The sequence below is a fragment of the Saccharothrix ecbatanensis genome (assembly GCF_014205015.1).
Taxonomy (GTDB): Bacteria; Actinomycetota; Actinomycetes; order Mycobacteriales; family Pseudonocardiaceae; genus Actinosynnema; species Actinosynnema ecbatanense.
This window is the reverse complement of sequence record NZ_JACHMO010000001.1, coordinates 5,112,368-5,127,980: the sequence shown is the minus strand read 5'-3', so window position 1 is coordinate 5,127,980 and position 15,613 is coordinate 5,112,368. Positions and strand designations below refer to the sequence as shown.

At 72.0% G+C, this 15,613-nt stretch carries 9 protein-coding genes; 4 read left to right on the top strand and 5 right to left on the bottom strand.

The window, feature by feature from the left end; translation table 11 throughout:
- Positions 1-7: 7 nt before the first annotated feature.
- The 3 genes from F4560_RS21300 to F4560_RS21290 form a co-directional block, all read right to left on the bottom strand.
- Positions 8-3,409 carry a TM0106 family RecB-like putative nuclease gene (locus F4560_RS21300; RefSeq protein ID WP_184929288.1) on the bottom strand — a complete coding sequence of 1,134 codons (3,402 nt, stop codon included), beginning with the start codon at positions 3,407-3,409 and terminating at the stop codon, positions 8-10.
- An 84-nt stretch (positions 3,410-3,493) separates the two neighbouring features.
- On the bottom strand, positions 3,494-4,633 hold the full coding sequence (locus F4560_RS21295; protein WP_184922496.1) for an aKG-HExxH-type peptide beta-hydroxylase: 1,140 nt from the start codon (positions 4,631-4,633) through the stop codon (positions 3,494-3,496).
- Positions 4,630-5,751, bottom strand: a complete 1,122-nt coding sequence (locus F4560_RS21290) for an FxsB family cyclophane-forming radical SAM/SPASM peptide maturase (protein WP_184922494.1) — start codon at positions 5,749-5,751, stop codon at positions 4,630-4,632. The genes F4560_RS21295 and F4560_RS21290 overlap by 4 nt, the downstream gene beginning before the upstream one ends.
- A 195-nt stretch (positions 5,752-5,946) precedes the next feature.
- Between F4560_RS21290 and fxsA the strand changes: the two genes are divergently transcribed.
- The 4 genes from fxsA to F4560_RS21270 all read left to right on the top strand — a co-directional run bounded on the left by fxsA (position 5,947) and on the right by F4560_RS21270 (position 12,124).
- A complete protein-coding gene (gene fxsA, locus F4560_RS21285) occupies positions 5,947-6,114 on the top strand; it encodes an FxSxx-COOH cyclophane-containing RiPP peptide (protein ID WP_184922492.1) in 168 nt (55 codons plus the stop codon).
- A gap of 95 nt (positions 6,115-6,209) precedes the next feature.
- Positions 6,210-9,920 carry an FxSxx-COOH system tetratricopeptide repeat protein gene (gene fxsT, locus F4560_RS21280; RefSeq protein WP_184922490.1) on the top strand — a complete coding sequence of 1,237 codons (3,711 nt, stop codon included), beginning with the start codon at positions 6,210-6,212 and terminating at the stop codon, positions 9,918-9,920.
- Between the two features lie 19 nt (positions 9,921-9,939).
- Positions 9,940-10,902: a hypothetical protein gene (locus F4560_RS21275; protein ID WP_184922488.1), complete on the top strand. Its 963-nt coding sequence runs from the start codon at positions 9,940-9,942 to the stop codon at positions 10,900-10,902.
- A gap of 31 nt (positions 10,903-10,933) precedes the next feature.
- Entirely contained in the window at positions 10,934-12,124 is a 1,191-nt protein-coding gene (locus tag F4560_RS21270) for a hypothetical protein (protein ID WP_184922486.1), read from the top strand.
- Positions 12,125-12,245: 121 nt separating this feature from the next.
- On the opposite strand, the gene F4560_RS21265 is transcribed toward F4560_RS21270, so the two are convergent.
- Together F4560_RS21265 and F4560_RS21260 are read right to left on the bottom strand one after the other, a co-directional pair.
- Complete coding sequence (locus F4560_RS21265; protein WP_184922484.1) at positions 12,246-14,519, bottom strand: ATP-binding protein; 2,274 nt, start codon at positions 14,517-14,519, stop codon at positions 12,246-12,248.
- On the bottom strand, positions 14,516-15,469 hold the full coding sequence (locus tag F4560_RS21260; protein ID WP_184922483.1) for a P-loop NTPase family protein: 954 nt from the start codon (positions 15,467-15,469) through the stop codon (positions 14,516-14,518). Before F4560_RS21260 ends, F4560_RS21265 begins: the two co-directional genes overlap by 4 nt.
- Between the last annotated feature and the right edge of the window lie 144 nt (positions 15,470-15,613).

The window sequence follows — 15,613 nt, the reverse complement described above, 5'->3', positions numbered from 1 at the left end:
GTCGGGATCAGCCGTCCCACCGCCCGGCCTCGGCCATCAGGCCGATCATCCCCGAGACCAGCCGCAACTGGTCGACGTCACGGATGTCGGCCTCCACCAGCCTCGGCGAGCACACCACGACCGCCACCGCCTGCGCGCGTGACAACGCCACGTTCAACCTGTTGCGGGACAACAGGAAGTCCAGTCCGCGCGGCAGGTCGACGGCCGCCGAAGACGTCATCGTGGTGATCACCACGGGCGCCTCCTGGCCCTGGAACCGGTCCACGGTGCCGACCCGCACCTCCGAGTAGCCGTGCTTCTCCAGCTCCCGCCGCACCAACCGGACCTGGAGGTTGTACGGCGCCACCACGAGGATGTCCGAGTCGTCCAACGCCCGCGCGTCCGGCCCGTCCGTCCACATGCGACCCATCAGCGACCGGACCACCTCCACCACCGCCTCGGCCTCCTCGACCGACGACGTGGTGTTGTGCGAATGGGACACCGAGTGCACGTACAGCCCGGACGGCACGCCGTCGATCCCGCGTGCGGCGGCACTGGGGTGCGCGTGCAGCAAACCGGCGTACGACAGGTTCGACACCGGCGTGCACACGGCCGGGTGCAGTCGCCGCGTCTGGTCGAGGAAGTAGCCGAGCGAAGGCGGGATGACGTCCGCGTCACCGATCAGGTGCCCCAACGCCGACGCCTCCGCACCGGCCGGATGGGTGCCCTGCACGACCTGCGGCAACTGCTGCGGGTCGCCGAGCAGCACGAGGTTCCGCGCGCACGTCGACACGGCCAGCGCGTCGGCCAGCGCGAACTGCCCGGCCTCGTCCACGATCAGCACGTCGAACGGCTGCTCGCGCAACGCCGTGTTGGAGAACGTCCACGCCGTGCCGCCGACCAGGTGCCCGCCGCCCTGGTCGTCGCGCCACCGCACCAACGCCGGGTTGTCCCGCGGCTGCTCCCACTTGCAGTCCTTCGCGGGTGTGCCCTTCGCACGCTTGGCGGTGGGGATCGGAACGCCCAGCTCACGTCCGGCGGCCAACGCCGCGCTGAGCACGTTCTCCACCGCCTTGTGGCTGTTGGACGTCACGCCGACGCTCCGCCCGCCGCGGATCAGGTGCGCGATCAGCCGTCCCGCCAGATACGTCTTGCCTGCACCCGGCGGCCCCTGCACGGCGAGCGTGGAGCCGTCCAACGCGTCCACCGCCGCGATCACGTCCGCGATCAGGTCCTCACCGCGCGGCAGTTCAGCCACCTTCAGCCGCGGTGGCGTGCGGCGGATCAGGTCGATGCCGGGATGCGGGGGCAGCGTCGGCAGCTCGTCCACGACCGACCGGGCCAGCTCGTAGACCGCCTCGTCCTTCGGCTTCGGCTGGACCGGGCTGCCGGGCAGCACCGCGATCGGCTGCTCGCCGTGGACGTCGTCCGGCGCGGCGCTCTCCAGCACCACCATGTCCTCGGCCGACTCGGCGAGCACCACCGCGTCGCGGGTGACGTTCGGCGTGCCGGGGTAGAGCAGCCGGACCTGGTCACCGGTCGCGAACGGGTGCGGCCGGTCCGGGTCGCACCACACCCGCAGCTCGCGCTTGGCCTTGCGGACCCGCCCGGACGGCGACACCCAGTCCTCGGCCCGCACCGACACCGGCACCGCGCACGCGCTGTCCGACTCCAGCTCCGACAGCGGCGCCGCCATCTGCCGGAAGAAGTCCCACCACGCCGGGTTCGTCTCCCGCCGGTGGTAGCCGACGGCGGCGGCCAGCAACGCCCGCGCCCGCTCGTCGTCGGTCGCGTCGGCGGGGTTGTCCGGCAGGCCTTCGAGCAGCGGGTCGACCACGGCGGCCAGGCGTTCGGCCCGTTCGGCGCGGCGCTGGGCCGCGATCTCGTCCTCGATCTCCTCGCTGAACGACGGCTCGGCCACGTGCGGCTCGATGCCCGCCTCCTCGCGCACTTCCAGCAGGAACCGGTACAGCCGGAGCGTGGAGACGCAGTCGTACGTGTTGTAGTCCGCGATGCCGGTCAGCACGTCCTCGGCACGGGCCGGGTCCACCGTGCGCAGGGCTAGGAACTCCTCGTACGCCTCGATGCTGGAGACGGCGTTCGTCACCTCGCCCGCGCGGGCGTCGGGCATGTAGAGCGGTTCCAGGTACTTGATCGAGTACGACCGCTGGGACACGCGCAACGCCTTGCGCACCACGGCGTAGAGGTCCACCAGCGCGTTCGAGCGCAGTAGGTGGTCGACGGCGTCCTCACGGGTGCCGTGCAGCGCGGCCAGCCTCTTGAGGGCGTTCACCTCGTACGGCGCGTAGTGGTAGATGTGCGCTTCCGGGTGGGTGTCGAGGGTCTGCGTGGCGAAGTCGACGAACCGCTCGAACGCGGCCTTCTCCTGGGGACGGGTGTGCGCCCAGAACGGCGTGAACCTCTCGTCCGCGTCGACCACGCCGAACAGGTACTCCAGGCCTTCGCCGTTGAGCGCGAACGGGTCGCCCTCCATGTCGAAGAACAGGTCGCCGGGGCTGGGCACGGGCAGGGTGGCCAGCGCTTCCGGTCCGACCACCTCGTAGGCGACCTTGCCGATCGGGTCGTCCTCGGTGCGCGAGTCGTCCTGGATGACCTGGAGCGCGGCCTGGGCGCGCAGGCCGGTGAACGTGGTGGCGGACATCGTCGCGGGACGGTCGGCGCGGGTGGCGTTGGCGAGGGCGTCGATCGTGCCCAGGCCGGCCGACACCAGCTTGCGCCGCTGGTCGGTGCGGATGCCGGCGACCAGGGAGAGGTCGCGGTCCTGTTCCCGGCCGGTGGCGCAGTGGCGGCCGAAGCGGCAGGTGGCGCAGGCGGGGCGTTCGTCGTCCCAGAGCCGTTCGGGGAGGGAGGCGGGTGCGGCGAGACGGGCCTTGACGCGGGTCTGGAGGTCGCGGACCAGCGGGAGGAAGTCTGCGACCTGGAACGTCTTCGTGGTGCCGTCGCCGAGCAGGAGGTGCATCGCGGGACCGGCGAGGTGCTTGAGCGCGTTGGCGTAGGCGGTGAGTTGGACGACGGCGGCGGGGGTGGCGTGCCGGGCGAGCTTGGCGTCGTGCGGCTCGTAGCCCCGGTCGGTGGCGACCAGGAAGTCGGCGCGGCCCTGGAAGCCGTCGGCGTAGAAGACGGCCTGGTAGATCACCGGCGCTCCGGCCTCGATGGCGTCAGCGGTCTGCTGAGCGGCTGCCGTGAGGGCTTCGTGCGTCGGCGCGGGCTGCGGGATCTCGACCACGTCGTGCTCGGCGCGGAACTTGGCAAGGACGGCCTGTTCGTGCGCCATCCCGTGCCGGGTGGCCATGTGGTTCGTCCGGTCGTCCGGCACCGGAGCGCCGGGCAGCCCCACGGCCAGCGCCAGCGCGAGCCTGCTGCGGTGCTCGCACTCCAACAGGTCGACCAGGTCCGCCGGGGAGTGCACCAGATGGCCGTCGGCGGTGAGCATGGCGGGCAGTATCGCGGCCCAAGCCCTCAACCCAGCGGACCGACCCCGGCGAGTCGCTCTTTACGTCCGGCGGTGCGTGGCTTGCCAGCGGGAGTGGTGGGCGGCGGATTCGGCGGCGGCAGCGGCGAGGACGGGTGCGGGCAGGGGTTCGGCGCACCAGTCGCGCAGGACGGTGGCCATCTCCGTGACGAAACGGGTGCCGGTCGTGGTCAGGGCGCCGCTGGTCAGGAGGGTGTCGGCGGTGGTCAGGGCGGCTGAACGCCAGCGCGCGTACTCGGCTTGCGCGGCACGGCCGGTGCGCGAGCGCCAGAAACCGGCCACGCCCATGTGTGCGTACGTGCCGTGCAGAAGCCCCGCCGCAGGGCGTGGGTCCTCACGCCACGGCGCGTAGAACAGGGCGTCCGGCGACGGCTCGACCAGCGCGAACAGGTCCATCAACGCCACCAGCTTGCTGTGCTGGCCCTCGTGCACGAGCGTCACCGCCAGCGCCTCCGGGTCCGGCATCGGGGACAGGAACACGCAGCCGAACGCGTCGGCCAACGTCGCGCTGCTCGTGCCGACCGGCGAGGACGGCATCGGCGTCAGCACCGAGACGACCTCGGCGAACTCGACAGCGCGCTCAGGGTGGTCACGGATCAACAGGGCCCAAGCCGCCTGGAGAGCGTCACGCCACCACACGAGATCGACGGAACGCGCGACCGGCAGTTCGGGCGGCACGCCACCACCGGCCCACAGGTCCACCTGCACCGAGAACCCGCCGAGGTCGATCTCCGGCAACGGCTCGTAGGCCAACCCCGGCCCGACCACCACCCCCAACGACGGCAACGAGAACACCGACACCGGCGGGAACGCCAAGTCCACCGCCATCCCCGCCCGCACCGCCGCCGCGGCAGCCGTGAACGCCAACTCGGCGGGCCGCGCCGCCCCACCCCGCCGCAGCGCCAACGCCGTCCGCGTCGCCCAAGCCCCGACCGACGGGTGGTCCAGCACCCGGTCCACGGCCTCCGGCGCCACCCGCGCCACCTCGCGCAACAGCGAGAACGCCGGCCGCGCCGCCGGGTCCGCGGCGATCGACCGGATCATCAGCAACGTCCGGCTCCGCCGTGCCAGCCGCAACGTCCGCACCGCCGACACCCCACCCCCGCCCCGCGCGAGAGCCGTGAAGTCCGCGACGGAAACCCGGAACGGCGCAACCGTCACGCCAACGCCGCCAGGTCCGCCGCCACCCGTGACCGCACGTGCGCGATCAGCCGCAGCAGGTCCGTGCAGTACACCGAAGGCCGGTCGAACCCCGCGCCCTCCAGGAACCGGTGCGCCCGCAGCCCTCCACCGCACACCCGCACCACCGGGCACCGACGGCACTCCGAGGACAACCCCGCCAACCCCGAACGCCCGGCCAGCACCGAGGGCAGGTCCAACGCCGCGTCGAACGGGTCACGCGTCACATGCAGCCCGGTAGCGGAAGCGGCGGGGGAGGAGGACGCCAGGATGTCCGACGCCTCGATCGAACCGTCGGTCTCCACCACCACCTGACCCGACGGGCTCAACCCGATCCCCTCCACCCCGGAATCCCCGCCCAGCAACACCGCCAACAACTCCTCGAACACCCGCACCCGCGTGACCGGCGTCGGATACCACGCGTCGAACACCGCGATCAGCCAATCCGCATACGGCGCAGAGGACGACCCGGCCACCCGTCCCGGTGGCGGAGACGACCAGTTACCGTGCGGCAGCAGGAAATCCACCACCGGCGGCGAGAATTCCAGCAACGACTCGTAGGTGCGCACGGGGTCGTTCCGCACATCCACCACGCACAACAGCCCGCCGTACACCTCGGGGAACGAACGCAACGACTCCAACGCCGTCCGCACCGCCGCCCAAGTCCCCGTCCCGTCCGGCCGCACGCGGTGCCGGTCGTGCGCTTCCGGTGTGCCGTCCACGCTCACCCCGACCCGCACACCGAGCGCCGAGAACAGCTCCAGGAATTCGCGGTCCAGCAATGTGGCGTTCGTCTGCACCGTGAACCGCACCGGAACGGGCACCACCGAACGGAACCGCGCCACCAGCGCGCCGAGTGCCGCACGTCCGGCGAGCAGCGGTTCCCCGCCGTGCAGCACCACTTCCACGTCGGACAACCCGTGCCCGCACACGTGTTCCGCCACCCGTTCGGCGGTGTGCGCGACGATCACCGGCGACATCGCCCGGGGACGGGAACGCCACCGCTGGTCGGCCAGTTCGTAGACGTAGCAGTAGTCGCACGCCAGGTTGCAGCGGCCGTGCACCTTCAGCACGAACTGGCGGAACGGCGCCGCTTTCATTTCACCCCACCCCACAGCAATCAAAACCCCCACAAGCAACCAAACACAGCCCGGCGCCCCGCTGCCTCCGCCAATCGGTGGATTCCGGACGGCGACCGTTGTCGTTCACTACGATGGAAGTACGGCGTCGGCGGGGCCGGCAATGCGGCGACCGCCGACAAACCCGCAGCATTGCGGTGAGGGGGTACACCGGACATGGCGGAGGAACCCGTTCTGGAGTCCGAACTCCTGGACGTCACGGGCGTGGACCTGGCCCGATTGGCCGATTTGCCGGAGACCGCGCTGCGCGCCGCGCTGCACCGGATCCTGGCGGAGAACGCCGAACTGCCCAACCGGTTCGCCGCGTTCGAGAGTTCGCTGTGAGCAGGGCCATTCGGGTGAAACGCGGCTGAGTCACGGGCGCGCAGGCCCGAGATCCCGGTATTCCGAAGTCCCCCCGGCCGCCCTGGAGCAAGCAGATGAGCACCCCGCGCACCACCCCGGCCCACACCGGGGTCGCCGCCTTCCTGTCCGCGACCGGCGGCACCGGCCGCACCAGCGCGGTGGCGAACCTGGCGTGGACGCTGGCCGCGGCCGGGCAGCGGGTCCTGGTGGTGGACTGGGGTTCGGAGGTGCCGCGGGTCCGCGAGTACCTGGAGCCGTTCCTGGTCGACCGCCTCGCCCTGCCGGACGCGCTGGGCCGAGGCCTGGTCGCCGCGTACCGGGCGGACCCGTCGCGCGACGAGGAACCGGCGCCCGCGGCCGAGCGGTTCGCGCCGCCTGCCGGTGACGTGGCCGAGGCCGGCCACATCGACGTGGTGTCACCGGTCGCGGCGACCCGGCCCGGCACTGGTGACGCCGGTGCGATCGCCGACCTGCGCGAGCGGTTCGCCGAGTCCGACTACGACCAGGTGCTGATCGACGCGCCGACCGGAGCCGGTGACGAGTCCCTGACCCTGATCGCGACCCTGTGCGACCTGGCCGTGGTGTGCTTCCGGCCGCGCCCCAGGGCCATCGCCGACGCGGCGGACCTGGCCGCACGCCTGCGCAAGCGGGCGCCCATCCGGATCGACGTGGTGCCGGTGGCGACGCTGTTCGACGACGCCGACGAGCAGTCCCGCGCGCGGCGCATCCGGTCCGCGATCCACGCCGCGTTCGCCGAACTGCTGGCGGGGCAGGCGAAACGGGTGCCGGACGGCGGCACGATCGAGATCCCGTACCGCCCGTTCGACGCGTTCGACCCGCTGCTCGCGATCCTGGTCGAGGAGCCGACCAGCGGCGGCGCGCTGGAGGCCCAGTACGGCAGGCTCGCGGCGGCGGTGACGGGCGGCGCGGTGACCGAACCGGCCCCGGTGTCGGCGGTGCTGCGGTCCCGCTACCGGCGGGTGTTCGGCCTGACGTCGACCGACGAGCCGGACCGCGTGGTCGTCGTCTACGCCCCGTGCGACCGGGCCTGGGCGGACTGGGTGCGCGGCCAGTTGGAGCGTGCGGGCGCACAGGTCCGCCGGTCGACCGAGGCGGCGGAGTGGTTCGAGGCCGACGTGCCACCGGGCGTGGTGGTGCTGTCGTCGCCGAACCTCGGTCCGGTGGAGCTGCCCGACCGTCCGCTGACGATCCTCCGGCTGGTCCTGTCCGACGACGAGCCGGTGGACGGCGCGCTGTCCGTGCACGAGCACACCCCGGAGACGTTGAGCGCCCGGCTGGTCGGCCACTTCGGCCTGATCGACAGGCCCGGCACGGTGCACGAGCCGGGTATGCGGGTGCCCGGCAGCCACCCGCAGGTGTTCGAACTCCCGCCGCGCCACCCCGCGTTCGTCGGCCGTGACGACGACCTGGAGGCGTTGCGCGACCAGTTCATGGCGGCGGGCGACGAACGGGCCGTGATCACGGTCAACGGCGTGCCCGGCGTCGGCAAGAGCGAACTGGCGCTGGAGTACGCGTACCGGTTCTCGGCGGACTACGCGGCGGTGTGGTGGCTGTCCGCGCACGACCGGCAGTCCGTGCTGAGCGGCCTCGCCGACCTCGCCGTCCGGCTGAGCCACCCCGGCTCGACCGACTACGGCACGCTCTCCGCGTTGGAACGGCTGGCGAACGACCCGGTGTACGGGCGTTCCCTGCTCGTCTACGACAACGCCGACGACCCGGACGTGATCGCCGACCTGCTGCCGACCGGCGCCACCGGCCACGTGCTGATCACGTCCGGCCCGGTCGACGGGTCGGTGGAGCTGGTGCCGATGCGTGCGGACGACAGCGTGCGCCTGCTGCTCGACCGCGTGCCGGGGCTGACCGCGGACGACGCGCGGCGGGTCGCGGACGCCGTCGACCACCTGCCGCTCTCGCTGGACCTGGCGTCGTCGTGGCTGGACGAGACGGCACGCGCCGAGCTGGCCGCGGGCTCCCGGGACTCGGACGCGGCGACGTGGGCCACCCGCACCCTGTTCGAACGCCTCGACCGGTCCGAATCGGACGGTGTGGCGCGGATCGTGGACGTCACGGTGGACTCGTTGCGGGCCAACGCGACCGGGCGGCTGGCGGTGCTGGTCGCGCAGCTGTGCGCGTTCCTGTCGCCGGAGGGCGCGGACCTCGGGCTGGTCCGCTCGCCCGCGTTCCTCGGCCGGGTGATCACGTCGGGCGGGGTGGACGCGGAGCCGTTGGAGCTGGACGCCGCCGAGATCGACCGGGTGCTCTGGTACGGCGCGCGGTACGGGCTGTTCCGCGTCGACTGGGGCGACCAGTACTCGCTGCGCCTGCACCGGGTCGTGCAGGGCGCGCTGCGCGACCGGATGGGCCCGGCCGAACGGGACGCACGGCAGGCGGACGTGCTGAGCGCGCTGGCCGCGTTGGCGCCGACCGAGGTGGAGGACAAGTCACCGACCCGGCGGGCCCGGTTCGCCGAGTTGCAGAAGCACGTCATCCCGTCCGGCGCGATGGGCAGTTCCGACCCGAAGGTGCGGCGCTGGCTGGTCAACCAGGTGCGGTTCCTGTTCACCGACGGCGGCGCTGGGGTGCGGCGGGCGGCGGTGGGGCCGGGTCGCGCGCTGCTGGACGCGTGGACGCGGCGGTTCGGCCCGGCCGACCCGTTGCGCAACCGGCTGGCCACCGAACTGGCCAACGTGCACCGCATCCTGGGTGACCCGGTCGAGGCGCTGCGGCTGGACGACCTGGCGTTGGCGCAGCAGCGGCGCGCGCTGGACCTCACCCACCCCCGTCCGCTGATCACCGCGCGCGGCCGTGGCGGCGACCTGCGCGGGCTCGGTCTGTTCGCCGAGGCGCTGGCGGAGGACCAGGCGACCTGGGAAGGTCTGCGTTCCGTGCTCGGCGACGACCACCCGGACACCCGCCGTGCGGCGAACAACCTGGCGGCCTCGATGTTCCTGTCCGGTGACGCGGCCGGCGCGCTCGCGATGGAGGAGGACAACTTCCGCCGTCGTCGCCGCCTGTTCGGCACCGGTGACGTGCGGACGTGGTCGACGCTCGCGCAGCTCGGCCTGTACCAGCGCGAGCTGGGCCGCTACCCGGACGCCCTGGAGTCGCTGCTGTCCGCGTCGCAGCAGTTGCAGGCGCTGCGGCCGGAGCTGAACCAGATCCAGGTCGGCGTGCACTGGAACTACGCGATCGCGTTACGGCTCGCGGGTCGGCCCAAGGCGGCCAAGGAACGCACCGGCAAGGCGTTGCGCGACTACCGCGAACTCCTCGGCCCGCACCACCCGTACACGCTGGGCTGCTCGCTGAGCTTCGCCGCCGACCACCGCCGGATCGGCGTCGACCCGGAGCTGGCGGCGGAGCTGGCGCGCACCGCGTTGACCGGCTTCCAGCAGCACGTCGGCCTGCGCGACCACCACCCGTTCGTGGCGCTGTGCAAGCTCGGGCTCGGCTTGGCGCTGCGTGGCGCGGGCGACTTCACCGGCGCGGTGAGCCACGTGGCGGCGGCGACCGAGACCTTGCGCTCACGGCTCGGCGACACCCACCCGTGGACGCTCGCGGCGGCCGTGGACGAGGCCCGGGTGCTCGCCGCGGCGGGTGACGCGGACCGGGCCGCCGAACTGATTTCGGAAACGCACACAGACTGCGTGGAGTTCCTGGGGCACGATCACCCGCACACCGCCGTGGCGGCGCACAACCTGCGGCTCGCGGCACACCCGACCGACCAGGACTGGCGGGAGTGCGATGTCGACATCCCGCACACCTGAGGGCGCAGGAGGGACCGGCGTGGAGCTGCACGAGGAGCAGGCCGAGCACGTCGGCCCCGAGTTCGACCTGGCCAGGCAGGCGTGCGGCGCGGCGATCCGGGAGACACCGGCGCTGCACTACCTCGCGCACTACAGCAGCGGGGTGTTCGACTTCGGCATCGACGCCCTCGGCGACCAGCCGCCCCCGCCCGACGGCCTGCCCGGCGGCACCCGGCGCGAGGAGCTGAAGCGGCTCGGGCGGCACCTGACGTTCCAGGTCGCCACGCTGGACCGGACCCTCCAGGAAGTGCGCACCGGGCGGGTCATCCGGACCGTGGTGCACACCGAGGAAGGCGCGCTGTTCTGCGATTCCGTCGTGCCGACCGAGCACGTCGTCGGCCTGGTGCTGGACCACACGGGCGCCGGTCCGCTGTTCGGCCACCCGGCGGTGGACGAGGCGGACCGCGCGGTGGCCGGGCTCGCCACCCGGCTGCGCGGCCAGCTCAGCCTCGGCTCGCTCAACCCCGGCGGGTGGGAGAGCGCGGAGGACGTCGTCGCGCTGCCGGTGGACGAGGAGGCGCAGCCGCACGTCTCGGTGGGGGACGGGCCGCTCGTGTCGTGCATGGAGGCGGTGCGGGCGACCGACCTGCACCTCGTCGCGCACGTGGTGGACGCCGAGGTGCGGGCGATGGTCGACTGCCTCGGCGACCCGTCGCTGGCCCCGTTCTTCAGGCAGATCACGGTGGACGCGCGGCGCCGGTTCTACCACGGGTTCGTGCAGGAGCTGGGCGCGCTGGCCACCAAGCTGAACCGGGCGGTGAGCCCCGTCGTCGGCGGGTTGGTGGAACGGCTCGTGCTGGACGTCGAGATGGGCGCGATCTACTACTACCGGCTGCGCGCGGGGGAGTACCTCGTCGGGGTGACGATCGACCAGGCGCGGGTGCGTGCGGCGGACGACCGGATGTCCGCGCTGGCCGAAGAACTCACTCCAACCGGTCCTTGAAGGCTCATCCAACCCTGCCTACCGTGTAGTGGTGACGCCCGTGACCCGTTCGGCCGCGCTGTTATCGGCCCTTGGCGCGGGCTGGATCGCGGCGTGGCAGCTGGGTCTGCGTGACGTCGACCAGTCGCCGGCGTACGGGTTCTTCATCACCGCGCTGCTCGGCTTCGGCTTGTACGCGAGCACCAGCGGGATCGTGATCGCGGAGTTCCGCCGGCAGCTGAGGACCGTCGTCCTGGCGGTGACGCTCGGGGTGCTGGCGAAGGTCGCGTTGATCTTCGGCGTGATGTTCTTCGTGTTCCGCGATCCGCGGCACCTGATCCTGGCGGTGGCGGTGGCGCAGATCGACCCGCTGTCGGTCGCCGCGATGCGGGCCAAGTCGAAGATGTCGGACTCGGCGAAGGCGCTGCTGTCCGCGTGGGCGTCGTTCGACGACCCGATCACCGTGCTGCTCACCGTTTACATCACCGCGTACGCGCTCCAGGGTGGCGGCGCGGTCGGTGGCGTGGGGTCGTTCGCGGTGAACCTGGTGCTGAACCTGGCGTTGGCGGGGGTGGCGTTCATGCTGTGGACGTTGGTGCGCGGGCGGGTGCGGCGGGCGGAAGCGGGCGGGCTGCTGGTCCGGTACTCGGTGCGTGCCGTGATGGTGGTGGCGGTGCTGGCGCTCGGGTTCGTGGCGGTGCAGTACGCGTTGCTGCTGGCGTTGGCGTTGCTGGGCCTGTTCTTCCGGCCGAACCTGGGGCGGTGGGTGGACGGGCTCGCGGAGGCGGGCATGTTCCTGGCGATCGCCGCTGTCGGCCTGGTGCTGGCCGCCGAGTTCAGCTGGACGTTGGCGCTGGTCGGCGTGGTCCTGGGCGTGGCCGCTTTCGGTTCGCAGTCCGTGGTCGCTTTCGCCTTGACTGTGCCGAAACGCTGGCGTGGCGACCGGATGCGGCTCGCGTTAGGGCAGCAGAACGGCCTCACCGCGATCATCCTGGCGCTGCTGCTGGAACCGACGTTCCCCGGCGCCATCGCAGTCGTCGCCCCCGCTGTCGTAGCGGTGAACCTCCTCAACGCCATCACCAACGGCGCCTACGACCGCCTACGCCCACCCCGCCCGGCACTGCACACTCCGCGCCCGGCACTGCACACCCCGCTCCGCGCCGCACCCCCCACCCCAACCCGCCCGCGCCCCACCCCGGCACCCCCTCGACCGGCCTTCCCCCGCCCCAACCCCACGCCCTGAGCGTTGAATTCAGGGGTCCTGAACGTTCGACTCGCGGGACCTGAGTGTTCGACTCGCGCGCGTGTCGAACGTTCGCGTACCGCGTGTCGAACGTTCAGGTACCCCGAGTTCCGCGTTCGGGTCAGGTGGGGGAGGAGCGGAAGACGGCGCGGCGGACGCGGGGGCTGAGGTTGCTCAGGGCCTCGTGCACGCGGGTCCGGCGTGAACTCTGGTTGACCTCGGCCACGAAGGTGCCGGTGCGGGCGGACCAGGGTGGCAGCTTGAACAGCGGGTCCAGCAGGAACAGCGGCAGGAACTCCACGATCCCGTCGTAGATCCCGCACAGCTCGTCCAACCGGTCCTCGGCATCGGAGTCGGACGACGACTGGTACCACTGCGACACCGCGCCCCGGAACGCCTGCACGGCCTTCCGCATGAACTCCGCCTGCACCGCCGCCTGGGTGAACTCCGGCATCCGCAGCCTGCGGTGCACCGCCTCCTGGGTGGCGGTCGGCGCGTGGTCGAACGCCTCCTGGAACATCACGTCGACCTGGGTCAAGTCCTCCAACGCGTCCACCGCGTCCCGGAACAGCCGCTCCACCTCACCGGGCAGCCGGGGAGAGTCCACGGGCGTGGGCGTGCCGGCCAACGACCCGAGCTGCCGCTGGATCGCGCCGAGCTGCCGGTCCGACGACGCGCGCACCCCGTCCATGTGCTCGGCCAGCTGCTCGATGAACCCGTAGATGCTCGACTGCTGCCGCGCCAACCGGTCCATCCCCAGCCGCAGCGCGGACAACGGGTCCGAGTCGCCGTCCAAGCGCGCGCTCATCGCGCCGACCAACGCCTTGAAGTCGTCCGCGAACGTCCGCTCGACGTACACCAGCGGCTCCCGGCCCAGCAGCTCGCGCAGCTGGATCGCCACGCCGTCCGCCACCACCCCGTTCACCAGCAGGATGATCTCCGCGTCCGGATCGGCCTCGCGCACCGCCGAGATCCGCCGCATCACCGCGCTCACGTCCGCGTTGTCCAGCAACGACCGGGTGAGCAGCACGGCACAGCCGCCCGTGCGGTCCGGGAACGTCACCCAGAAGTCCACCAACGAGTCCTCGGCCGCCCCGAGCAGGTGGCGGTGCAGGTAGTCCAGGCCGTTGGCGTCCAGCAGCCGGCGCACCACGCCGTCGATGTCGTCCGAGCTGAGCGACCCGAACAGGTCACGCGCCGCCTGCCGCACCATGTCCTCGGTGACGACGAACTCGTGGCCCGGCGTGCGCGCCAGGTCGTCCGCCATCCGGAACACCCGGTGGCACAACCGGATCACGTTCCGAGCGTTGCCGCGCGCGATGTCACGCAGGTACCGGGTCGTGTCCACGGTGAACGGCGCCAACTGCGCCGAGCCGAACACCTGCTCCTGCGCCAACGTGATGAACTCCCGCACTTCGCCCTGGCTGAGCCCGGACATCACCACCGTGTACGGGATGCGCTGGCGAACGGCGGGCGGCAGCACGGACTTGAAGTCGGGCAACCCGCACAGCACCAGGCACGCCCCGGCCTTGGCGAACACCTGCAACAACGTCTGGAACGCGGCCATGGTCCGGGCGTGCGGCCTGCTGTCCGCGGAGAAGATCTTGTCCAGCTCGTCCACCGCCAGCACGAACCGCCGCTGCCGGCCGCCGAACAGCAGGGCGAACACGCCCATCGCCTCCAGCGCGGCCACCTCGGTGTCGATCGGCGTGGCGATGCCCCGCTCCACCAGCACCTGGTCCGGCGTGCCGCCGAGCAGCCACGACCACACCGCGTGCTCGAACCCCGGTCGCAGCAACAGGGTGAGCGCGGTGCCGAACGCCTTGTTGTTGGTGACCTCGCGCAGCGTGTCCTGGACCTTGCGCAGCAACGCGCTCTCCATCAGGCCCAGCCGTTCCACGACTTCCTGCGGCTCCAGCTGCCTGCTGCCGAGCCACTCCAGCATGTCGCTGGTCAGGCCGCTGCTCTGGAGCGAGTCGGCGACGATGTCCGCGTAGTACTCGCTGACCTGCGCGCGCACGCCTTCACGGCCCAGCTTCTGCATGAACCGGCGGTACAGCTCGATGAAGCTCTCCGCCGTCGCGTCCAGGTACAGCGCGTGCGTCGGGTCGGCCAGCGCCTGCCGGGCGTGCCGGACCAGCCGCACCGCGAGGTGCGTCTTGCCGGTGCCGTAGTCGCCCAGCACGGCCACGACGGTGCCGGTGCGGTCACGTCCGCCGCGCGCGGGCGGCGCGTCGAGGTAGGCGGTGAGGTGGGCGAGCGCCTGCCGGGTCGCGTCGGTGGTGATCGCCACGTCGACCGCGTCGGGATCGGCGTCGAAGTCCGTGATCCGGGCGACCGCCATCGGCGAGAAGGGGTTCTTCCGCGTGGGCGGGAGGTCGCTGCTACCGCTCATGGCCCATTCCCCAGTCCGTTCCGGGACTTCGTGTTCAAGAACGCCCTGATGTCCTCGACGGACACCTGATCGGCTTCGGAGTAGCCTAGTCCCGAGCCGAGTTTGTGCTGGTACGTGCCGTGCAGGAAGCGTTGCAGCATGGCGATCGACTGGCAGTGCTTCGCCACCAGCTCGATCGCGTCGTCGCTCAACCCGGGATAGCGCCCCGCCGCCACGTGACGGGACAACCGGTCTTCGGCGAAGCGCTGCGCGTCACCCGGGTCGAGCGGGCCGACGTACAGCGTGATCGGCGGGACCCACGTCTCCAGCTGCCGCACGACGTCGGCCACCTCGTCCGGCCCGAAGTACGCGGACTCGGCCAGGAACAGCACTTTCGCGCTGCTGAACACCCGCGCGTACCGGATCACCTCGTCCACCAGCTCGTTCGGACTCGGTAACAGCACGATGAGCGCGATCTCGGCGCGCAGCGACCGGCCGAGGCGGGGGAAGACCCGGCGCGGCACGTCCCGGTCGCCCGCCAGCCGGTCCGCGGCCTCGACCCGCAACGCGTCGTGGTCCACCAGCAGGTCGAACATCCGGTCGCACACCTCGACGGCGCGCTGGTCGATGGACAGCTCGTGGTCGGCGGGCAGGCACCCGGTCAGGTCCAGCACCACGCCGCGCATCCCGAGCCCGGCCAACTCGCCGACCACCCAGTCCGCGCACCGGTTGACCAATGCCGTCTTGCCGCAGCCCGACTCGCCGGTGACGAGCACCAGCCGGCCGTACTCCAGCAGCCCGGTCAGGTCGCCGATCTCCTGCTGGAACTGCTGGAACGCGCTCTCGGTGCCGTCGACGGGCACGTAGTACGCGCGGTGTTCCTGCCGGTGCCACGGCCGCAGGGGACGCATCGGCGTGCTCTCCCAGCCGGGGAGCGGGAACGGGTTGACCGGTTCGCGGGGCGGGTTCACCACGCCGCTCCCGTGCGCACGCACGACAACGCGGCGGCTCGACCGGCCCGCCCGCGGTCCATGCCCACCCCCGTCGCCTCGCGGCGGCATAGCGAAAGGTTCAGCCTACCGACGGAGAGTCGCACGCGGACGCGAAACCGTGAG